19 protein-coding genes are annotated in these 22735 nt (G+C 43.7%); 5 read left to right on the forward strand and 14 right to left on the reverse strand.

Annotation, left to right across the window (positions count from 1 at the left end; translation table 11 throughout):
* Nucleotides 1-49: 49 nt before the first annotated feature.
* The gene (locus KUV50_RS07790) at nucleotides 50-394 is read right to left on the reverse strand and encodes a hypothetical protein (protein WP_222579561.1); all 345 of its coding nucleotides are present in this window, start codon (nucleotides 392-394) and stop codon (nucleotides 50-52) included.
* A gap of 180 nt (nucleotides 395-574) precedes the next feature.
* On the reverse strand, nucleotides 575-913 hold the full coding sequence (locus tag KUV50_RS07795) for a hypothetical protein (RefSeq protein ID WP_222579562.1): 339 nt from the start codon (nucleotides 911-913) through the stop codon (nucleotides 575-577).
* Nucleotides 914-1500: 587 nt separating this feature from the next.
* Between KUV50_RS07795 and KUV50_RS07800 the strand changes: the two genes are divergently transcribed.
* The 5 genes from KUV50_RS07800 to KUV50_RS07820 all read left to right on the forward strand — a co-directional run bounded on the left by KUV50_RS07800 (nucleotide 1501) and on the right by KUV50_RS07820 (nucleotide 6351).
* Nucleotides 1501-2052 (forward strand): PH domain-containing protein, encoded by a 552-nt coding sequence (locus tag KUV50_RS07800; protein WP_222579563.1) that lies wholly within the window; start codon nucleotides 1501-1503, stop codon nucleotides 2050-2052.
* Nucleotides 2045-3577 (forward strand): PH domain-containing protein, encoded by a 1533-nt coding sequence (locus tag KUV50_RS07805; protein ID WP_222579564.1) that lies wholly within the window; start codon nucleotides 2045-2047, stop codon nucleotides 3575-3577. Before KUV50_RS07800 ends, KUV50_RS07805 begins: the two co-directional genes overlap by 8 nt.
* Before the next feature lie 162 nt (nucleotides 3578-3739).
* Nucleotides 3740-4225, forward strand: coding sequence for an RNA polymerase sigma factor (locus KUV50_RS07810; protein WP_222579565.1), 486 nt, complete (start codon nucleotides 3740-3742; stop codon nucleotides 4223-4225).
* A 6-nt stretch (nucleotides 4226-4231) separates the two neighbouring features.
* Nucleotides 4232-5278: a hypothetical protein gene (locus tag KUV50_RS07815; RefSeq protein WP_222579566.1), complete on the forward strand. Its 1047-nt coding sequence runs from the start codon at nucleotides 4232-4234 to the stop codon at nucleotides 5276-5278.
* A 2-nt stretch (nucleotides 5279-5280) separates the two neighbouring features.
* Nucleotides 5281-6351 carry an outer membrane beta-barrel protein gene (locus KUV50_RS07820; protein ID WP_222579567.1) on the forward strand — a complete coding sequence of 357 codons (1071 nt, stop codon included), beginning with the start codon at nucleotides 5281-5283 and terminating at the stop codon, nucleotides 6349-6351.
* Between the two features lie 248 nt (nucleotides 6352-6599).
* Here KUV50_RS07820 and KUV50_RS07825 read toward each other — a convergent pair whose 3' ends face one another.
* The 12 genes from KUV50_RS07825 to KUV50_RS07880 form a co-directional block, all read right to left on the reverse strand.
* Nucleotides 6600-9698, reverse strand: a complete 3099-nt coding sequence (locus tag KUV50_RS07825) for an efflux RND transporter permease subunit (protein ID WP_222579568.1) — start codon at nucleotides 9696-9698, stop codon at nucleotides 6600-6602.
* A gap of 11 nt (nucleotides 9699-9709) precedes the next feature.
* Complete coding sequence (locus tag KUV50_RS07830; RefSeq protein WP_222579569.1) at nucleotides 9710-10765, reverse strand: efflux RND transporter periplasmic adaptor subunit; 1056 nt, start codon at nucleotides 10763-10765, stop codon at nucleotides 9710-9712.
* Between the two features lie 4 nt (nucleotides 10766-10769).
* On the reverse strand, nucleotides 10770-12104 hold the full coding sequence (locus tag KUV50_RS07835) for a TolC family protein (protein ID WP_222579570.1): 1335 nt from the start codon (nucleotides 12102-12104) through the stop codon (nucleotides 10770-10772).
* A gap of 13 nt (nucleotides 12105-12117) precedes the next feature.
* Nucleotides 12118-12519 (reverse strand): hypothetical protein, encoded by a 402-nt coding sequence (locus KUV50_RS07840; protein ID WP_222579571.1) that lies wholly within the window; start codon nucleotides 12517-12519, stop codon nucleotides 12118-12120.
* Nucleotides 12516-13109 (reverse strand): TetR/AcrR family transcriptional regulator, encoded by a 594-nt coding sequence (locus KUV50_RS07845; RefSeq protein ID WP_261395052.1) that lies wholly within the window; start codon nucleotides 13107-13109, stop codon nucleotides 12516-12518. Before KUV50_RS07845 ends, KUV50_RS07840 begins: the two co-directional genes overlap by 4 nt.
* Before the next feature lie 172 nt (nucleotides 13110-13281).
* Entirely contained in the window at nucleotides 13282-13815 is a 534-nt protein-coding gene (locus KUV50_RS07850) for a helix-hairpin-helix domain-containing protein (RefSeq protein ID WP_222579572.1), read from the reverse strand.
* Between the two features lie 175 nt (nucleotides 13816-13990).
* Nucleotides 13991-14317 carry a type II toxin-antitoxin system PemK/MazF family toxin gene (locus KUV50_RS07855; protein WP_261395053.1) on the reverse strand — a complete coding sequence of 109 codons (327 nt, stop codon included), beginning with the start codon at nucleotides 14315-14317 and terminating at the stop codon, nucleotides 13991-13993.
* On the reverse strand, nucleotides 14305-14574 hold the full coding sequence (locus KUV50_RS07860) for an AbrB/MazE/SpoVT family DNA-binding domain-containing protein (RefSeq protein ID WP_222579573.1): 270 nt from the start codon (nucleotides 14572-14574) through the stop codon (nucleotides 14305-14307). The genes KUV50_RS07855 and KUV50_RS07860 overlap by 13 nt, the downstream gene beginning before the upstream one ends.
* Before the next feature lie 116 nt (nucleotides 14575-14690).
* A complete protein-coding gene (locus tag KUV50_RS07865; protein ID WP_222579574.1) occupies nucleotides 14691-15839 on the reverse strand; it encodes an efflux RND transporter periplasmic adaptor subunit in 1149 nt (382 codons plus the stop codon).
* 12 nt (nucleotides 15840-15851) lie between these two features.
* Entirely contained in the window at nucleotides 15852-20180 is a 4329-nt protein-coding gene (locus KUV50_RS07870; RefSeq protein WP_222579575.1) for a CusA/CzcA family heavy metal efflux RND transporter, read from the reverse strand.
* A 323-nt stretch (nucleotides 20181-20503) separates the two neighbouring features.
* Nucleotides 20504-21907: an ATP-binding protein gene (locus KUV50_RS07875; RefSeq protein ID WP_222579576.1), complete on the reverse strand. Its 1404-nt coding sequence runs from the start codon at nucleotides 21905-21907 to the stop codon at nucleotides 20504-20506.
* A 3-nt stretch (nucleotides 21908-21910) separates the two neighbouring features.
* The gene (locus KUV50_RS07880) at nucleotides 21911-22576 is read right to left on the reverse strand and encodes a response regulator transcription factor (protein ID WP_222579577.1); all 666 of its coding nucleotides are present in this window, start codon (nucleotides 22574-22576) and stop codon (nucleotides 21911-21913) included.
* Nucleotides 22577-22735 lie beyond the last annotated feature (159 nt).

Consider the following 22735-nt stretch of genomic DNA (forward strand, 5'->3'; position numbering starts at 1 on the left):
GCCATTTCGCTCGTTTGCAAAATGGCTTTTGGCATGAAAAGATTTTTTTTTAGCTCTTAGAATTCAACCTGAACTGCACTTTGATGTGAATAATACGGTTCACTTCCAGGTCTTTGACATTGATCTTATGGTAATTCATTCGTTCTTTGATAAACTCATCCAGTTTATTGCTTCGCGCATCTGTCTTAAGCACAACCAGTTCATCATCGGTGGTTATAAAAAAAGAAATACGGACACTCTGATCCAGCGTAGTTTGGAGCGTTGGATTTTTCAGTAACTTCACAACGACACTACGAAGTTTAGCATTGGGATCCTCAAGTGGTTTGGTAGTGGAGATCTGGTGAATGGATGTAATTAATAGTAATACAATTGCAATGTGCTTAAACAGTTTCATGGTGTTACTTTTGGCGGGTTATTAAAATAATTCGTTTAGCTTAACAAGGCTTAAATATATATTAAATAACGCCTTTTAGATTGTACAAATGCGACTTTCTTTATGATCATCAAAAAATAAGCCATTTCACTCGTTTGCAAAATGGCTTAAGGCATGAAAAGATTTAGTCTTACAATCTTATTATTCCTCCAAGGCAAAGTGCACTTTCATGTGAAAAATACGATTCACCTCCAGGTCTTTTATATTAATTTTCTGGTAGTTAATCCGGTCTTTAATAAACTTATCCAAGGGCTTTGTACGAGCATCCGTCTTAAGAACCACCAATTTTTCATCGTCGGTGACGAAAAATGAGATGCGCACATGTTCATCTACTGACTGACCAATGTTTGGTTTGCTCAACAATTTGGTAATACTGATTCTCAATTCGGAATTTGGATCGTCCAGTGACTTAGCATGAGAGGAGTGAGTTGTTAGCGCAATGAATATCAGCACCATTGCAAATGCATTTAAAAATTTCATAGCTGGTAGATTTTGGTGAGTAATTATATTATTTTTTGTTTCCACATTATTGAACATCTATATTCCGGATTCATCTTTTGTACATCTTTGAAATTTAGTTTGTATTATAGTGACGGTTGAAAATACGAAAATGTTGCTAGAGCACTTCATATTCTTACTAAAAAGGGGTGATTTTTGGACGAAAGGGGAAAAACACCCGACGAATGACCTGATTACACTTTAAATCGCAACGATATATTTGGACTATTTCGACTTTGCCAAACTAATTACTAGGTATTTAAGATAATCTTCTCCAAAATACCCGGTTAATCCAGAATGTTTATCCCTAGTGCTGACACTGTCATCTTATAATAACAATTAATTTTGATTATGCTAGTCCTTCGCTGAAGGAAAAATAAGAACTTCAAATCGTTGTCCATACTCCCCCGCTAACGCTAGAGTGGGACCCGGTAGGGATTGTGATGAAAACGAATAATCCAAGACTGTGAGTTACCATCCATAAAGTAGCCCATCCATGCCACATTATAAACAGGTTGTTATATCTTCATACCTTCAATCATTTTGAGGAATCTTAATATTAGATGCACATGAATGACACTATCCAGGAAGAGCAATCCCGGCCATTTTACAATGAATGGGTTGACATAAATCAACTACCAATTGCCGAAGACTCAGAATTCGTGGGCCTAGAACCGGAATATCTATATGTCCGGTTAAGTAATATTCTAATCACCACCATTCTCGGTGGCCTTGTATTGGCCATTTTTGTTTTTCTTTCGGCTTTTACTTTCTCCGTAAAGTTTATGGTTTTACTGGGATTTGTCCTTTTAATGGCATTCTGGGGTTTGCTGACTTATCTGGAGTTTCATCAACGGGGGTACGCGATCCGAAGTCAGGATGTGGCCTACCGCAGCGGATATATTTTCAGACAGAGACAATTTTTACCCTTCAGGCGGGTGCAGCACTGCAAGATTACCGAAGGATTAATTGAGCGGCTTTTCAATTTTTCGACGGTGATCATATCGGCCGCCGGTGACGACATTGTCGTCCATGGTCTCCGACCGGAAGAGGCTCAGAAGTTGCAACAATTTGTCAATGAGAAAGTAGATGAGTTGACGAAAGAAATGCACTATGGATAAAATTACCTGGTCCACACTGGCTCCGCCGGCTATGATGATCAAAATCATCATGGCTATCCGGAGTTATGCATTGATAATTCTTTACTTTGCTTACCGCACCTATCAGCGGTTTGACAACATCTCCATATTCAACAGTTTTGATCTTTTTCTGGATTTTTTATTAAATATCCTGCCCGGTATCCTGATCATCATATCAGGAATCATGGAATATAAGAAATTCCGCTACCGACTGGACCGGGAACAGTTCCATATCAACCGAGGATGGCTGCGTCGTGAAAAAAAGAGCATTCCCATCGACAAAATCCAATCTGTCCAGATCGAGCAAAACTGGCTTTATCGTCTACTAAATGTTTATCTGGTAAAGATCGACACCATCGGAGAAGACCAAGTAGAAGTAGAAATTGGCGGCGTGTGGGAAAATGATGCCCTGGAACTAAAGCACACTATTCAAAAAATCAAAAAAGAAGATCCATTCGGTACTGTTCAAGAGGAGATACCGGAAGGATCTGCGACTAAAATCGATTTCTCCTATGCACTGACCAACAAACAGGTTTCGAAATATGCTTTTACAGAAAACATGCTCTGGTTTTTACTTCCTTTTTCGCTCTCTATGGTGGTATTGTTTCAACTTTACCATTCAGCTGAAATGGAAAAGCTTTCCTGGCAGTTAGTGATCGATCTGGTTTTCGGGAATTTTGACCCGGCAGCAGGAAGCTCCATGCATCAGGACCACGTTTCAATTAATTACGTCATTCTATATGGATTGTTATTAGCCACATTCTCCAGCGGTATGTTCTTTTTAAATAAGATAACCGGACTTTTTAATTACCGAATGATTCTTCAAAATAAAGAGATACACATCCAACGGGGTCTGATCAATAAGTTCGAAACCATCATTCCTCAGCGTAAAATTCAATTTACGACCTGGTATACTAATCTTATTCGGCGTAAACTCGGTATTTTCACGCTGGCTTATAAATACGCCGGAGGAAGAAAAACACTGGGCTCAGATGCCATCGTTCCTTTCTTTGACCCACACATGGCTTTCAAGCTCAACCAACCTTATTTTCCTGTGGTTCCCGGAGAGCCATTTCACACAGCGACCATTGCAAGCGTGTATATCTGGAGGAATTATCTTTATCTAAAGCTTCCGCTGTCTGTCTTTATTATCGGCGTCTGTTACTGGATTCATCCGTGGTTGTTTTATGGGTCTTTCGGGGTTTTGGCCTACTTTTGGATATACAATGTCCTGTTTGTAAAAAACTTTAAGATCGAGTTGCATCAAGAATATTTTATCATCCATCAAGGAGTTTGGGGCCGACGACACACCCTGGTCCGATGGGAAAAACTTCAAAAAATAGATGTGCGCCAAACACCTTATCAACGAAGGAATGGGTATGCCCACCTCCACCTGAATACCGCTTCCTCCAATCTGACGATTCCTTATCTGGATCTAACTATGGCAGAGGAAATTTTGAATTATGGGCTGTACAAAACGGAGATCAGCAAACAATTTCTTTTTTAACCACCGATAATCAACGCCAGGTAGGTAAATCAAAAGCCATGAGCTTTGCGGGTTAAATTCCATAAACTTCCTCAATCCTACCCAAAGGGATGTTTTTACTAATTTTCTTTTTTCTCGTAGCTCCAGTAACAAATTCGGACAGCTGTACGTCTAAGAATTACCATGACGCCTACTGAGTATAATGAATGTGTGGATGACCATGCCGATCAATTGTTCCGATATTGTACCGGTCTGACCCGTAATCGAACTGATGCGGATGACTTGGTGCAGACCGCATTCGCCAAGCTCTGGGAAAACCGGAAAGATCTTGAAAAGAAAGTTGCAAAATCGTGGCTTTACAGAACTGCTTATCGGTCTATGGTCGATGAATATCGTAAAACAAAAAGAAATCAGGAGTACCGAAATCGTCAGGAAGAACAAGCCACTGAATTTCAAAGCTCCATCGAAGATAAAGACTTGATCCGGAAAGCACTTGATGTATTAACCGATGAGCAAAAAAATTTAATTCTGCTTCGGGATTACGAGGGATATTCCTACAAGGAGCTTTGTGACATCACAGAGATGTCCATGTCAAATGTAAAAACAACCTTGTTTCGGTCTCGAAAAAAGTTGAAAGAAAAATTGCTGGAACTGGACTTTAAAATTTAACGAAAGATGAAATTCAATATAAATAATTACGAAGAAGCCGCTCTGGACTTTCTGGACGGCAACCTGGACCCAAATGATGAACGCCTGTTTGAAGATTTTCTGGATCAACATCCAGAAATAAAAATGGAAGTAGAAGGATTGGAACACATTATATTGGTGCCGGATCTGACCATGCAGTATCCCACCAAATCAGAGCTTTACCGCAAAGAAACTCCGCTTATGGTTCCGTTCTGGAATTTTCGGCGTCTGGCAGCAGCAGCGGCAGTATTGGTCCTGGTTTCTGCGACCGGATTGTTTATCTGGAAATCATCCCATTCTAACTCACCTTCATTAACAACAAATGCACCCATACGACCCCAGACCACTGAAGAAAGAACACCTGAGACAATCACCAGTTTACCAGTGCCGGAAGCTTCGTCTGACTTAAAAACAGACATCTCAAAAAGTTCGGAACCAGAGCAACCAGAAAGTACTGAACATTCGGATCCGGGCGTCATGGCTTTGGAAGAATCCCTTGCAGTACAACCGGGCACCTCTTTTTCTGCTCCGGCATTGGCTTCTGGGACAAACACCACCCCGCGCATCGGCGCCAGATCGCAAAACATACACCCAATCATGAAAGATTCCTCCGGACCAATCCCAATTCCCAACGGCTCAGACCTCGCCCACGGAATCGACCCCGACGGAGTAACCTCACCGATGCTTCCAGGACCAGTAGTTAGCGGGATCAACCCCTTATTGCCCCCGGTTTCCATCCCTAATTCTTCGGATGAAAACCAACGTAAGATTGCGGAGATTGACCTAAATACCAGCGTGCTCCAAGAACGTCAGACCAATACAGTGGCTTACCTTCCTGCAAAGGAACACTTGATCAGCATGCCTTTGGATGACCCGGCCCGTCCTACGCCGGCAGTAGCACAAAAAGAAACTATCCAAACATTTAAGATTCATATTCCAGGGAAGTTTTTATCGGAAACCTGGGGCGATGTGAGCATGGCTCAATTCAAGAAAAAGCTTTTACCCGAATTTATAAAAAATCAACTAAACCTATAACTATGAAAAATTGGAAATTTATCACGACTATCATACTCGCTGTGCTCTTTGCTGGCCTGGTGTCTTCTTATGGACAGGGCACCGTACCTAAGAACGAAACCGACAGTACCCGGATCAAAATGGAGCAGAAGCAGCAAGAACTTGAAGAATTGGCCCAGGAAATTGCAGAGTTGGCGGAAAAAATGAGCCAAAAAGCATCAAAAGAAATTGAAAAGGAAGTTTCAAGAGAACTCAAAGAGGCCCTTAGAGAAGTCAAGAAGGGTATGGAGGAAATGAAACGGGAAATGGAAAAAGAATGGAATAAGGAAAACGGTCAAAATGAGCAGGAGAAAAAGGTGGAGATCGAGATTGAAGAAGAGGAAATTGAGCGGGAAGATAATAACTGGGGGGAAGTACTTGATGGACTGGACATTAAGTTCAACAAAAAGAAAGACAAGCTCAAAAATGTCAAGACCCGATGGTTTTTGTTTGATCTTGGATTTGCCAGTTATATCGCACCGGAAGCCTTGCCTGAAATCAATGGCGTGAATCCCATGGAGCCAGATATCATCAACAGCGTGAGCTGGCGTCTTCATGTCCTTAATCAACGAATCAACCTCGTTAATCACAACCTTAACCTGATCTATGGCGCGGGATTTTCATTTAACTTTTATGGATTCTCCAATCCAAGTACCCTGGATGTAGCCAGTCCGCAAGTTAATTTCACGTTACCAGATGCCACCCAGGTGTCTTACAAGAAAAACCACTTGCGAGCATCCTATTTACATTTTCCATTGATGCTTAACATTGAGACCAATCCCTATCAAAAAAGCAAAAGTTTTCACATCAATGCCGGGGTGTACGGAAATGTGCTTCTTGGTGGTAAAACCGCTCAAAAAACCAATAATCAAAAGATCAAAATCAAAGACAAGTACAATCTGGAGAATTTCCAATATGGATTATTGGCCCAGCTGGGCTATGGTCCGATCACCTTCTACGGGACTTACGGGCTCAATGAATTGTTCAAGCCCGAAAAGGACAATGGATACCGGGTGCACCCGATTACTTTTGGCGTGAAGGTGTTACCATTTTAACTGATTTCGGGTGTGTGACGCTTGCCGAAGAGGAGGTGCGGCGGGAGCGTCCCACACCTTCCAACATGCTGGCGAGTGACACTTGCTGAGTGGGGTGTGCAGGAGGGAGCGTCCCACAACTTCCAACACCCTGATTAGGGGGCTGGCGGAAGAGGATCGTGTTTTTCACCTGAAAGCCCAGGTAATTTACATAGGTGACAAACCGGTGTGCCTTCCCTCAGTCATAACAGATCACTGTGAATTCTATATCAACGAATTGCATTTTTACTCAAACGGGCTTTTACCGAATCCACCGCATAATACACCACGGGCACCAGGAACACCGTTAACATCAATGAAGACAGCAGACCTCCGATAATAACCCAGGCCAAGCCATTTTTCCATTCACTGGCTGTTCCACTGGCCAGCGCAATGGGGAGCATTCCGATGACCATGGAGAGCGTCGTCATTAGAATGGGGCGCATCCGTTCTTTCCCGGCCAGGATCAGCGCCTCGCTGTAGTGCTTTCCTGTCGCTTTGATCTGATTGGTAAAATCCACGATCAGGATCGCATTTTTGGTCACCAGCCCCATCAGCATAATCAATCCCAACAAAGCAAAAACACTCAGATGACTCATCGATAAATTCAGTGCCAACAATGCGCCAATAGCAGCCACGGGTATAGAGAACAAAACCACAAAGGGATAAATAAAACTATCATACAATGCCACCATGATCAGGTAAATTAGTAAAAAGGAAATCACCAGTACCGAACCCAACGCACCAAAGCTGTCGTTCTGCCGCTTTATATCGCTTCCCCAGATCATATCAATTTCCTCCGGCAACGGATGCTCGGCCAGGTAGGCTATGACATCATCAGCTACCGTCCCCGAAGGTCGTCCAAGCGCATCGGCAGTGATGGTAACAGCCGGCTGACGGTCCAACCGCTCCAACAACGATGGAGAATTCTCCTGTACCACTTCAGCAAACTGACTGACCTGAACGGGCAACCCTGCCGGGTTGACGATAGTCAAATCCCGGACATTTTCATAATTCTGCCGTTCAAATTCCGGCAACCAGACCTGTACTGGATATTCGGTGCCATCTTCCGTATAGGTGGCATCATCGTTACCTGCAAAAGCTGTTCGGAGATTGATGCCGCTGTATGCGGTACTCAACCCCAGCCTTTGCATTCTATCCGGATCCGGTATTATTCGAAACTCGGGCCGCCCTTCTTCCACAGACAGCCGGACATTGTCCGCACCCGGGATGGTCTCGATGACAGCTTGAAGTTGGTTGCCGGCATCCAAGACTTCACTAAGTGCGGGCCCGCTCAGAGTGATCTCAATCGGTGAGGTCCGAGCCACCAGCCCCAATGCCATCAGGCTGAAATTGATCCCTGGAAATTGTTGCCGGAGTTCCTCACGCAGATGCTGCATATAGTGTTCGGTTCGGACATAACCGGCTTCATCTTTTGACTTCAGCTGAATGGTAAATTCTGTTTTGTTGGGTGATCCCACTCCAAAACTCCCAATACCGGTACTGGGACCGCCGATATTACTGAATACCGTAGCCACTTCCGGTTTGGCCAGGATATAAGTCTCAATGTCGGAGGATACTTTCGCATTTTCTGCCAACGCGGTGGTTTTGTCAAACTCCATATTCACACGGAACTTGCCCTGATCACCCGTGGCGATCAATTCCTTCCCGATGATTCCCTGCATCATGAGTGCACCGGTCAGGACAAACAAAAGAACCACAAGTCCGGTGAAAACCAGTTTATGATTCAACACCCATCGGAGTGCATGGCCATACCATTCAATAAAATAATCCAACTGCCGCTCAAACCACAGTAAAAACCGGTTGAAAAAATGAGTAGGTTGCAAATCATCTTTTCTTCCTATTCGCGAGGTCAGCCAGGGTGTCAATGTAAAGCCAACAAGCAAACTGGTTAACGTAGAAGTGATGACAACCACGGAAAATTGTTTCAACATATCGGCCACAAAAACCTGTAAAAATAATATGGGTAGAAATACAACAACATCAACCAGGGTAATCGACATGGCTGAGAACCCTATTTCCATCCGCCCGTCCAAAGAAGCTTTCCGTTTTTCTTTGCCCATATCCAGATGGCGTTGAATATTTTCAAGCACGACGGTAGAATCGTCAACTAGTATTCCTATGATCAGCGACATGGCCAACAAGGTCATCAGATTCAGTGTGTAGCCGAGCAACCACATGACCGCAAATGCAGTGACCAATGAAGTAGGAATAGCTATCAGTACAATCAGAGCGTTCCGAAAACTTCGAAGAAACAATAACATGACTATGGACACCAAAATTACAGCGAGGATCAGATCATGAACCACGGAATCAACAGCAGCAATCGTATTCTCAGTACTATCATCGGCAATTGAAAAAAGGATTTGATCTGACCTGTTTTTATCCTGGATGTCTTTGAATTTTTTCTTCACAAGGGTGGAAACATCGACGGCATTGGCATCACTTTGTTTTTTGATCAGAAGACCTATTCCGGACACGCCGTTGTATCGGCTGACCGATGATATTTCTTTGATGCCATCGGTTACCGTGGCTATATCGCCCACATATATTGGATTGCCCGGCACTGGCATAGCCACCTGCACATTTCGGATATCCTGAAGGTCATGAAATTTAGCGGTGATTCGCACCGCATTGCTTTTCGTATCCGATTGGACTTGTCCCGCCGGGATATCGACTCCCGAGCGCTTTATGGCCTCCACCACCTGAACCAGCGAAATGCCGTAAAACTTTAGCTTTTCCTGTTCCACCCGGACCTGGATCGCTCTTTGTTCACCTCCGAGCAAGGTGATTTCAGCTACGCCCTTAATTTGTTGGATCTGAGGTAGCAAATCATCTTTCATCTTTTGGTAAAACGCCCGGGCTGGAAGTTCACTGGTGGCACTGACCGACATGATCGGAAGATCATTGGGAGACACCTTGCTCATTCTGGGGCTACGAATATCCTCCGGCAAATCTTGACGTATGTTATCGATATAGCGCTGTGCATCCTGCATGGTATTATCCAGATCGGTCCCATACTTTAGATTGGCAATAATAATGGACGCATTGGGTAGTGATTTAGTGACCAGATAATCGACGCCTTCCAGATTGGACAACGCATCTTCGATCTTCCGCGATACCGACGTCTCTACTTCTGCTGGTTCTGCTCCCGGGTAAGCCGTGGTAATCACTACTACAGGCTGATTGAAATCAGGCATTAACTCATAACTCAGGTTTCGATAGCCGATATATCCCAATAGAATAAAAAGGCTAAAAAGTACGATAATCAGAGATGGCCGTTTGATCGAAATTTCCGTAATATTCATGGTTGGTTTTTTTATTGGATCGTTACATTTACTCCATCATAGAGGTTGATAAATCCTTCAGTCACAATTAAGTCACCTGCATTTAGTCCTCCGGATACAACGACCTGATTCCGATATCGAGATGCGATGGTAATAGGTTGCAACACGGCCCGACCATCTCGGACGGTATAGACCTGCGGTTCTTCCGCGGAACCCTGAAGCGCAGAGGCAGGAATTGATATGCCCTGTTCGGCCAATTCGTTCTCTAAAACGGCTTTACCAAACATGCCGGCTTTGATCTTCTGCCCCGGCCGGTTGGAGACTAAAAACTGAACCGGAAAATGATGGGCTCTGTTTGCTTTGGCACCGATCATCACAACCTGACCAGTCAATTCTTCACCAGGAAAAACATCAGCAATGATGGTGTGTTTTGCCTGCATCCGAAATAAGTGCAAATCCCGTTCTGCGACATTTATCGTAAATTTCAACTGATGAATGTTGGTGATCTGTAGTAAGGGCATACCCGGGGCAGCAAAAGCACCTTCCTCCACCATTTTAGCAGTGATCACACCACCAAAGGGAGCCCGGATAGTGGACTTACTGATTTTTTCTTCTACGATTGATTTTTGTATTTGAGCCTTTTGCAAACCGAATTGTGCTTTCTTTACTTTGACCCCCTGAATAGCATCTTCCGCTGCCAAGGCAGTATAACGCCAGAGATCTGATTCCACCCCCTCGATTTCAGCTTCTATGCTTTGCACTTGAAGATCCAACAAGGAATGGTCCAGCTGAATCAGGACCTGTCCCTTCCGCACCTTACTTCCTAAATCGACATCTACAGCATTAATTTTCCCTTGTAGTTCGGCATTGACACGGGTTTCTTTGACCGGCTCAAAAACCCCGGAAAACCGTTGCTCGTTCATAAGGAGTCCAGGTTGTATAGTATCGACGGCCACACCGACAGCTTGATCTTTGTCGTAGTGATAGACCCGATTTTGTGCAATTTCCTTATTGGTTTTTAGCTTAAATGCCGTTAAGACAATTAATGCGATCAGTCCGATGATTAATAATATATTTTTCCAGGTCATGGTATTATTGGTTGGTGAGCGTATTAAAATTTCCTGTCAATTTTTTCAGTTCCAGATCGGCCTTCAGAAAATCTACGACGGCCGATAAATACGATTGCTGGGCAGTCCGGACCACGTTGTCGGCTTGAAGGATATCTGCCATGGTGGCGATGTCCTGCTGCTGCTGGCGCACGGTCTGATTGTAAACAGAAAGTGCCTGAGCAATTTGATCTTCCACGTCCGTGATGGCATTCAAAGTGATCTGTCGCTGGAGTATAGCGTTTTCGATCAACATGAAATTTTGGTCTTTGATTAAGTTCATTTGCAATTGATTATTGATGAGCTCGATGTTTTTCTGATTGATTTTACGTTTGGTGGTACCATCAAATAAAGGATAATGAATCCGAAGCCCTGCAAACCCGATGGGGTACACATTAAGAAACCCATTGGGCTTTTGATCATTACCATATCCCGTAGCACCAAATGATCCAAATAATGATACCGTTGGCAACCGGCTGGCTTTGAGATTTTCCAATTCGATATTTATCCGCTGACCCTGTTTTTGCGTCAGCTGATACTCCAGGGAAAAATGCCGTGGATACCCAACGACGTCAGGAGGAATGATTTCCCGTTCTATGTTCAGAAATGAATCCAGTGGAATACCAATAGCTATTTTCAGCGCGTTGAGCACTTGCTTTATCTTATTGTTAATCAAAGAATTTTGGGTGTTTAGCTGCCCAATTTGCAATTCAACTTTAGACACATCAGTGCCCACAGCCAGTTGATGATCATGCAACATCTGCATGATTTTCAATAGTTTTTTGGCATTTTCCAGTTTGACATCGATAAATTCCGATTGCCGGTACAGGATCTGAGCATTGTAATACAGATTTGCAATGTCGAAGAAAAGTTGTTCTTCTGTTTTCCTGTACTGCAATTCATGCATTTCTATCGCCGTCTGGGTCAGATCCACCGCATGCCTGATCTGTGGCTGATAGAGCGGCAGGGCCAACTGCAAATTAGCATTGATGTTGTGCGGTACACCAAACTGAGCTTCTTTGAACTGTCCCTCCGGTCCTCCGAATAGGGACATCGGCATGAGTTGATACGGAAGATTGGTAAAGTATTTGTATTCTGCGTTTACACGGAGCTTGGGTAACCGATTAGCGGCCATTTCTTTTTTCTTTTCCGATTGGAGAGCCAGGTCGTTTTGCTTGATTTTTAGGTTTTTATTGTATGCTCTTGCTGAATCCAGACATTGATCGAGGGACCATTCCGGAGAACGAGGGGACTCCTGGGCTGCTACCGGAAGAACGCTGATGAGGAACCCAATCAGGATGTGAATATTCACTAACTTCATAAATCAAAAAATTTTAAGCTTCTTTAAGCACTTGGGCGTTGTTCGTGGTATAGTAACTTAGCCAGGCCAATATAGCTGTGATACTCGTTCTAAAAACAAGCGCCAGTACAGTTTTCTCTTCATGTACACCCCCCATATAAACATACACCGCAAAAGCAATGGAAGTGATCAGTAACAATCCGGTTGCGTAAATCAACCATCGGACGGCTTTGGTCCGTTTTTTGACCGACAAGTAACCGGCATAGAGGTAGATTGCTCCACAAATCAGATTGGCAAAAACCACAAACGGGACATAATTCCCTTCCAGTTCTCGAATTCCAAACCAATTAAACAGCACCGAGGAAGCCATAAAAACAGTAACTCCACCCAGGAAGAAAAGCAGAATAATCAATAAAACACGAAGACCTTTTTTCATGATGAACTTTTTATAAGTGTGAGTAATGATTCGATCATATTATAACCACTACGTTCTATATCAAACTGGAAACCCGATATTCTCCATTTAAACATTTGCAAGCGAAATGTTCCCATAACGATGTTCAGAAGTTCTTCCGTGGTAATTTTATTTGTAAATACATTCTGCTGTTGACCGGCCATAATGATGGGCATTAGGTGCTTCATCATCACCTGCATAATCTTGTAAATGGTCTCGTTGATTTGCTTACTTTCTTCGAGAAGTCCTGCTGAAAATACTGCTACGACAAAGTGGGGATTTTCTTTGAAAAAAGCAATTTGAGCCTGGAACAAGCTTTGAAACTTATCTTGCGGAGAATCACGATGACTTACTGCCTGCACATTGACTTCATCGATTTGTTCGGCGAGGTATTCTAGCAATGCAACGACGATCTGTTCTTTCCCGGCAAAATGGCGATAAATCGCACCTTCGGAGAAGTTCATTTCTTTTGCCAGATTCTTGGTAGTCAGCCCACTAACTCCGGCGGTGGTCAGGATTTTACCAGCTGCCTCAATTATTTCTAATTGACGATCTGTTATTGCATTTTCCATTTTCCAGATTATATTATGATTTACTAACAGCGCTAAGCATGTAAATGTTCACTTACAAATATAGCGCTATTTTTCCAGATTCCAAGCAAAACAGGTTTATTTGGAATACTCAACTTGTTTTCTCAACTTTAAATATATCCTTGCGGAATAAAAAGGAAGAAATTTTAACCGGTCAATTTTTCCCTTGCCAGGCTTCCAGTGCTTCCCATTCATCATTCGCGGCGAGAAGTGCTTGCTTCGCCCAGGTTTCATGACCATGCCGCAAATAGACTGTCCCAGCATCTTCCAGGATCTGCTTCAATGCATCAAGAGATGTTTCGGACAAAGCTTTGTAGGTAACAATTCCACTTTGGTACAACACCTCTGCTGTTTTGGGGCCGATCCCTTCTATCCGGGTCAGATCATCTTTTTGGCCGGCATTCTCCGCGGTCTCTTTTTTAGGTAAAGTTGGAGCATCATCTTCTCCAGCCGGCGTACTGTGTTTACCCTGTCCGAGCAATTGATCAATGTAATCTTCCAGTTCATCGATCCGGCCTTCCCGTTCCAGTAGCATATTGTTCATTTCATCATAGGCCTGATCGAGTTCTGCAGCACTTTTACGTTTGTTCTCTGACACCAAATACCCGACGATCACTCCAGCACCAAAAACGATAATTCCAAAGGGGGAACCGAACATCAAACTAAACATCGAGATAAAAAACACCATAGATCTTTAAATTTATTTGAAGGATATTAAAGCTACATAAATTCCTTTTCCTATTCATAACGGATCCATCGTCATTTTGGTTCTTTATACCATTTGAATTCACAATTGCCGCATATATTCCGAAATATTATACGGCATTAACAAATACAAATGGTATTAGAGGTCGACTGACGCATTAATCAATTAAATATTTTTGTAGCAGACTCTTAAGAGCTAATATTCCCTTTTGGTTGAGTACGTCCATTTTTCTACCCAATCTTAGCTTATCAACGCAACGTATTTGATCCAGACAAATCTGAGCTTTTCTACCGGTTAAAGTTATTTGTAACCTCATAGGAAATCGTCGAATGGTAGAAGTAATAGGAGCTACTAGAACTGTATTCAACCATGAATTACTAGTATTTGGCGAGATGACAATGCAAGGGCGAATCTTGTTAATTTCACTTCCTAACGTAGGAGTTAAATCCACCCAATAAACCTCATATTGTTTTACCAGGTCCATTCACTTAGGTCTTCATCTTCAAAGAAATCAGGTAAGAGCCGTTCAGGTTGACCATTTTTCTCAATTTCAGAACGTAATGCTTCTTCCCACCCTTCCCTTGGTTTTTTCTTTTTATCCAGCTTCTTACCCGGTGTCAAAATCAATTTTTCATTTTCCAATTCCATTTGTACCGATTCTTCCAATCCCAGTAATCTTATGATGTTGGCAGGAATAATGATGCCTTTTGAATTTCCTATTTTTATGATATTAGCTTCCATGGTATAAATCATTTTGTGTTCATACAAAGTTATAACTTTTTGGATGCATGAAAAGTTCCTGAATAATTTGGTTAATAACCAAGGCTACTATGATCACGTAAAAAAAGTTTGAGACCTTACTCCGTGATCAAACCAAATACACCCCCGATCAAAAAGGTGGTTTCAGGAGTAAAGTCTTCTGCATTACGTAGCGGATAAAACCCATTGTACAACGGTCCTACTTTTACTTCCCGTCGCTCAAAAGACAAATTTTCATCACCTCCATGGTCATTCCATACCAGCACATAGGACTGATTTTCCATTTTTACCACAGCTTCCTCCGGTAAAGCGGGCATAGAATCTTGCTTCGTTACTATTTCTGCTTCCACATACATGCCGGGCGTCAAATCGCGTGCCAGCGATTCATCCTTGAGGTGACCATGGACCAGAACTGTCCGCTTGTCTTCATCAATGAGCCGGTTAATCAGATAAATATCTGCGTCATACCAGGTAGCAAGATCACTCTGAACCTTGAATCGAATATCCTGTCCCACCGAGACCTTGGATAAGTCAGATTCATAGACCGATAATTCAACATGAATATGATTTGTATTTAGCAAGCTGACCGCAACGTCCCCAGGTGATAAAAACATTCCCGTTGAAGCGTTCACACCCGTCACAAATCCAGAAAAAGGAGACCGTATCCCTATGGTGGTCTGTATCGTGGTATCGGTCAATTCGTCCGGATCAATCCGCATCATCTCCAGTCTTTTCCGGAGCGACTGATATTTACTCTCACTCACCCGGTAGTCCGATTCTGCTTTTAGATAATTCTTCTCCGAGGTAAAATTGTCTTTGACTAATTCGCCCTGCCGTTCGTATTCACGCTTTAGATAATCCAGAGAATTTTTTACTTCCAGATAATCCTGCTGTACCTCAATGTAAGCCGGGTTTTCCAGCGTAAATAAAGTTTGCCCACGCCGGACACGTTGCCCCGGAATCAGATTCAGGGATTTTACATACCCCTCAAAATACGCACTAACCTGTGCTCTTCCTTCCGGTGGAACATCCAATACACCAGTCGTGCGGATTAACTGTTCAAAAGTACGGAGGGCATACCGGCCGGTATCCAGCTTGCCGGCCAGATATTGCTCCGGGGAGATGTCGAGTACAGGATCTGTCTGGTTGTCAGGCAGATGAATCACTGCTGAATCATCGTTTCCGGATCCACAGGATGCGACGCCAAGGAGAAGCCACAAACCAATTATATATTTTAAGGTATTCATAAATAAAATATCTTATTCGATTAAATAATTTGCTTCCAGTACAGCTTGATTGTACCGGTACACATGGTCTAAATATTTGCGCTCGATCTGCTGCGCCTGATCCATCAATTGGATATACTGTAAAAAATCAATTTCTCCTGATTCAAACAAAGCCTGTGCATTTGATAGAATTTCCAGGGCATAGGATTGTCCGGTGTTTTCATAGTAATCGATACCTTGTCTCAGACTTTGGAGTTTTCGAAGAATCGATTGATAATCGTTCCTTAAATTCTTCTTGTAGTTAAAAGATTCGTGTTGCCGGATAATCCGTTCTACCCGGGCTGCTTCTATTCTTGATTTTTGAGCCCCGTTGAACAGGGGAATACCAAGGCCAATCTGAAATCCCAGGTAGCTGTTGGGTGCTTCCTGTCCGTTTAATCCCTGAAAAATTCCAAGATGGATATCCGGCCACTGTAGCCGACGCTGGTATTCCAATTGATTATCCGCCTGGACCTGTTGGTTGATATAAAAGGAGAGTCCCGGATGATTCATAGTATCGAGCGGTTGAAGATTCAGTGGAATCAATTCCTGATCCTGTATGGTCACAGAATCACTGGTTTGCAACCATTTCCGGAGGGATACCAAAGCTTGCTGTTCGTTAGCCCGGCTCTGCATGAGAAGAAGATGCACTTCCTGTTGTTTATTTTCAGCGGTAACCTGTACCAGTCTATTCGTTTCACCGGACTCATATCGTCGGGTAGCTGCCCGCACAAACCGGCCATACAGACTATCCAACCGCTTATAATGCGTTTCGATTTTATTCCAATAAAGTACGGCATAGTAAGCCTGAGATACTTCTTTGGTCAACATTCTTTTGCGAATGGCAAGCTGGTCTCGGGAGAGTAATGTATTGGATTCCAACACCTGACGTCTCGCTTTGTAGATGGTGGGAAATTCAAACGACTGGTTGACGCCCCAAACATGCAAAGGGAAGCCATTTTCAGCCAGGTTAGACTGGTCAAAATTGTAATACACTTCCGTTTTTTCCACATCAAATGCCGAATTTTCCAACACTTTGTTTTGATTGATCCGCCCGGATGAAGCCTGGATACCCTGATTATTTTCCAGAGCCAGTGATATCGCATCATCCAGCGAAATAGATATCGGATCATTCTGAGCAGTGAGGCCTATCGTGCCAAGTATTAGTAAAAGAATAGTCATCGGTGCTTTTTTTAATGCCCGCTGAGCACTTCTGCTCTCCACCATAGCATAAAGCACAGGTAATACGAGCAGCGTGAGAATAGTAGCTGAGATCAGACCTCCAATGACTACGGTGGCCAAGGGCCGTTGTACCTCAGCGCCCACATTGGTCGATATCGCCATGGGCAAAAATCCCATGGCTGCTGCAGAAGCGGTCAAAAGCACAGGCCGCATCCGATGTTTTGTACCGAGGATAATCCTTCGATGTATATCTGTCATACCTTGTGATTTAAGTTCTTTAAAATGCTCTATTAGCACGATGCCATTGAGAACAGCGACACCAAAGAGTGCTATAAACCCGATGCTGGCGGATATACTAAATGGCATATCCCGGATAAATAGCAACATGACTCCTCCCACTGCGGACAGCGGAATAGCTGTGTAAATCAACAACGCATCCCGTACCGAATGAAAGGCAAAATAAAGCAAAAAGAAGATCAAGATCAACGCAATGGGAATGACAATTGTCAATCGCTGTCGAGCTGAACGCAGATTTTCAAACTGACCGCCATATTCCACAGTATAACCCGGTGGCATATCGATTTCCTCGGCAATAATGTTCTGGACGTCATTTACGACCGATTCCAGATCCCTGTCCCGCACATTGACTCCTACTACAATCCGCCGTCGGGTATCATCCCTGGAGATCATGGCCGGGCCAGTAGTGTATTGAATAGAGGCAAATTCCGTAAAAGGTACCGCCTGACCGTTGGGGAGTTGTACCGTGGTTTTTTCCAGATCAGCCAAATCCTTACGGTAACCCTCCTCCAGGCGAACCACCAGATCAAACTGCCGTTCACCTTCAAAGATCGTTCCGGCTGCCTTACCGGCGAATGCCATCGTCAGGATATCATTGAGTTGGGCGATATTCAAGCCATAACGTGCTATTTTGGCCCGGTCAAATTCGACAGACATCTGGGGCAGGCCAACCGTTTTTTCAGTGATGATATCAGAAGCTCCATCCACATCGCGGATGGCATTTTCGACCTCCACCGCTTTTCGATGAAGAACATCGAGGTCTTCTCCAAATATTTTTACGGCCAGATCGGCCCGCACTCCCGTGATCAACTCATTGAAACGCATTTCAATCGGTTGGGTAAACTCATATTCTACACCGGGAATGACCGAAAGCTTATCCTGAAATTCATCGATCAGATCAACCTTGGTGCCGGCCGTCGTCCAGGTTTTGATCGGTGTAAGTTTCACAATGACATCGGTCTCCTCCATAGACATGGGATCCGTAGGAACTTCCGCTGCTCCTATCCGGGTCACGACCTGTTCTACCTCAGGGAAAGTCAGCAGTATTTTTTCGATCTGAGTCGTCGTTTCGATGGTTTTGGTCAGTGAAGTACCGGTTTTTAGTATCGGTTGTATGACCAGATCACCCTCGTCCAGTGTAGGGACAAACTCTCCCCCCATTTTTGAAAACAAGAAAACAGTCAGACCTAATAATCCTACAGCCAGGAGGAGTACCAGCCATTTCATTCGCAGTGCCCACACGATGACAGGATGATAAAGATTCTCCAATCCCCGTATGAGTCGGTGAGAAATATTATTGCTATTCTTCTTCGATGGTTTGAGAAACAGTGAAGCCATCACGGGCACATAAGTAAGGCCCAGGATCATGGTTCCCGCCAGTGCAAGACTAAACACCATGGCCATAGGCCCGAACATTTTTCCTTCTACCCCGGTCAGTGACAAAATGGGGATAAATACAATGATGATAATGATCTGTCCAAAGATGGCAGAACGCATCATTTTTGACGCACTTTCATGGGTAATCTTGTCGATCATGGATCTTTTCTCACCGCCAGTCAATCCTTGAAGTTTCCCGCTTTGTTGTGTCATTTGGAAAGCGATAAACTCAACTATAATCACCGCACCATCGATGATAATACCAAAATCGATCGCACCCAGACTCATCAAGTTAGCATCAATGCCCAGGATATACATCATCGACAAAGCAAACAATAAACTGAGTGGTATCACAGACCCTACGACCAGCCCCGAACGTAAATTCCCCAGCAGTAGTACCACCACAAAAACCACGATCAAAAAGCCGAGGATCAGATTTTCAGCTATGGTGAAGGTCGTTTTCCCAATTAACTCCGTTCGTTCCAAGAACGCATTGATGTACACGCCCTCCGGCAATGAAGACTGAATGGATTCCACACGATCCACCACGCGTCCTATAACGTCCTCTACATTGGCTCCCTTCAGCAGCATGACCTGTCCCAGAACTTTTTCTCCTTCACCATTACCTGTGATCGCACCAAAACGATTGGCGTGACCAAACCCCACCGTGCCGACATCCCGAATAAATATCGGTTTGCCGTCGCGGATCGTAACCACAATATTTTCTATATCATCCAAAGAATTGGCCAGGCCTTCTCCTCGGATAAAATAACTTTCGTTGGTCTTTTCGATGTATCCGCCACCGGCAACACTGTTGTTCTTTTCCAGTGCATCAAATATTTCTGTGACCGGGATCTGCAAAGCACGGAGTCTTTCCGGATTAACGGCTACTTCGTATTGCTTCAGATAACCACCCCAAGTATTGACCTCCACGACACCCGGTATTCCGGAGAGTTGTCGTTTTACGATCCAATCCTGAATGGTGCGCAGGTCGGTGAGGGAGTATTTCTCCTGATGAGCAGAATCTACTTCGAGGGTATATTGATATATTTCGCCCAAACCAGTCGTGATGGGTCCCATAAAAGGCACCCCAAAACCGTCCGGAATTTTTTCTTCAGCGCTTTTGAGTTTTTCAGCGATCAACTGTCGCGGCAAGTAGGTGCCGACGTGATCATCAAAGACGATGGTTACCACAGACAACCCAAATTTTGAAATGGATCGAATTTCTTTGACGTTGGGCAGGTTGGCCATTTCGAGTTCCACGGGGTAGGTGAGGAATTGCTCCACGTCCTGTGTGGACAGATTCCTGGAGGTGGTAATCACCTGCACCTGATTATTGGTGATATCGGGGACGGCACCCACGGGTATGTTAAACAGGGAATACACCCCAAACCCAGTCAACAACGCCGTAAAAAGCAAAATCAGAACTTTGTTGTGAATACTGAAATGTATGATTTTATCTAACATAAGAAGCCCTGATTTTATAAATAGCCAATCGTTCCGAATAATGAAGCACCGCTTCATGCCAATAATAATAATCACACTTCCAAAATGATTTGCATGAAGCCTTAAGTTTCGCTTAAGATTCAGCTTGGACATGCTGAATACTGACTGCTCCTATATTCCTTCATATTTTGTAAAGGTACCGGAGAGATATTTTTCAGTCTATGACAGTGGTCACTATAAATCCTGAGTATGGTCAAAGGAATGGGGCATTATCCACGCATATCCGCCGCAAGACGAATTGAAGGACAGCAAGCTCAAGATCACTGAATTATTCTGTAGGAAACTTAATTATTGTGCAAACGATCCTTGGGAAAAGAAAGCTCAAACGTCGTTCCGGGCTCTTCCCGGCTCGTCACCTGAATCTCCAGATCAAGAAAATCGCAGGCTTTTTTCACGATAGACAAGCCCAGGCCGCTACCTTTAAACTCCTTGTGTCGAAGTGCATCTGCCCGGTAAAAGGGCTGGAAAAGATGATCAATGTCTTCCGGACCTATCAAAATACCCTGATTCGTGATACGACAAGATAATGTGTCTTCTTTATCTAATAACGCGATTTCAATAACCGTTCCGGCGCGGGAATATTTGATGGCATTGGATATCAGGTTTTCAAATATTAAATCAATGTAATAGGGATCTGTTATCACTGTATTCTGATAACCCGCATCGATATGAACAGACAACGCTTTTTCTTCTATATGGCCCTTATATCTCAGTAAGATCTCATCGATGAGCAGCTGGAGGTTCACCGGCTCTTCAGTTTGATGCGAGTGGTTGCCATCCAGACGAGCCATGATCAGTAATTGCTCTACCAGGTCTGACATCCGGTCGATTTCTCTAATGCTGTAATTGATTTTTTCTCTGTATTCTGATTCTGTTCGGGATTTCCGGATCAACACTTCCAGAGTTCCCTTGATGACCGCCAGCGGAGTACGCATCTGGTGTGAGGCATCCGCAGTAAACTGTTCTTCTCTTTCTATTGCTTTTTGCATGCGGTTCACCAATTCGTTAATCGAGGAGGTCAGGTGATACAATTCATCCTTATTCTCGGGCAATGGGATTCGTTCATTGAGACTTTGGCGGGTGATGCGATGTGCCGATTTGGTAATGTTTCGCACTGGTTTGATGCTTCTTCCTGCCAGAAATCGAGTCACAAAAAAGAGTCCGATAAGAACCATTGGATAGAGCACCAGTAGGTTTTTACGTAGGCTGTTTTTAACCAAAATAGGACCTTCCAATGACATGGCGGTGAGGATATACCCCTTTCGCAGCCCTTCCTTTTCAATGGGGATTTGCATCTGACGGATCGGGCGGTTTTCAAGGTAGGTATCAAACTGCGCCCCATACCCAAAACCTTTCTCAGAATGAAAAACCAGAGAATCGGTTTTAAGATTCGGAGATTTATCCATGATCTGCCCCGAAACATTGACCAACTGGACAAAAACGGGATACACCTGGACTTTCTGGTGTTCGAGTTCCATCCATTCATCTTTATTGATAAACCTAAAACTATCCTGTTCAATGACTATTTCTGCAGAGTGTTTGTACGCTTCATAAGTAAGATCCGTATCGACGGTCTCGTAAGCCACAGCTCGTACACTGTAATAAATAATTAAAAAAACGACAGCTATAATGGCTGCTGTAGCCAGCATATAGTACAACGCTATCCTGTTTTTGAAGGATAAGTTCATGTATTATTCTTTAGCCATGTACCCCACACCCCGGACGGTTTGGATATGGTCTTCCTCGGTTTTAAGATCCAATTTTTTTCTCAGCGCATTGATGTACACGTCGATCACGCCGGTACTCATCTCGAAATGGATATCCCACACCTCCTCTATAATCTCAGAACGCCGGCAAACCTGTCCTTTCCGACGAATTATGTATTCGAGCAGGGAAAATTCTTTTTTGGTCAGAGCGATTGGCCGATCGTCTTTACGTACTTCATGAGCCAACACATCCATGGTAATATTTCCCAGAGTCAGTGTCTCGGCTTCCTGGAGCCTGGTACGAGTCTGAACTTTGATGCGTTCCAGCAATTCTTCAAATTGAAATGGTTTTTTGATGTAATCATTGGCTCCGGCCTGCAACCCCATCACCGTGTCTTGTACGGTATCTTTGGATGTCAAAAAAATCACCGGGGTAATCTTGTCCTTTTCTCTCAAAAGACGACATACTTCGATACCAGATAAGCCCGGCAGCATCCAATCTAACAGGATCACATCAAAAGGTTCTGTCGTGGCACGCTCCAGACCGAAAATTCCATTTTTTTCAGCTATTACTTCATAGGATTCTTCCTCCAAACCCTGGCGGATGAAGCTAACAATACCTGGTTCGTCCTCTATGATCAGAATCTTCATAAATGGTAAATATACGGAGACCAGACCTTTATTTTCTTAGGATTGGCTTAAAATACACGGAAGCACCTATAACAAAGTCATGTGCTCTCCTTAATAATATCCAATACTGATGATATTTCTTTATCTTACAAGTTCTTTTCAAATAACACCGATCATGCT

Source organism: Membranihabitans marinus (assembly GCF_019802045.1).
Taxonomy (GTDB): Bacteria; Bacteroidota; Bacteroidia; order Chitinophagales; family Saprospiraceae; genus Membranihabitans; species Membranihabitans marinus_A.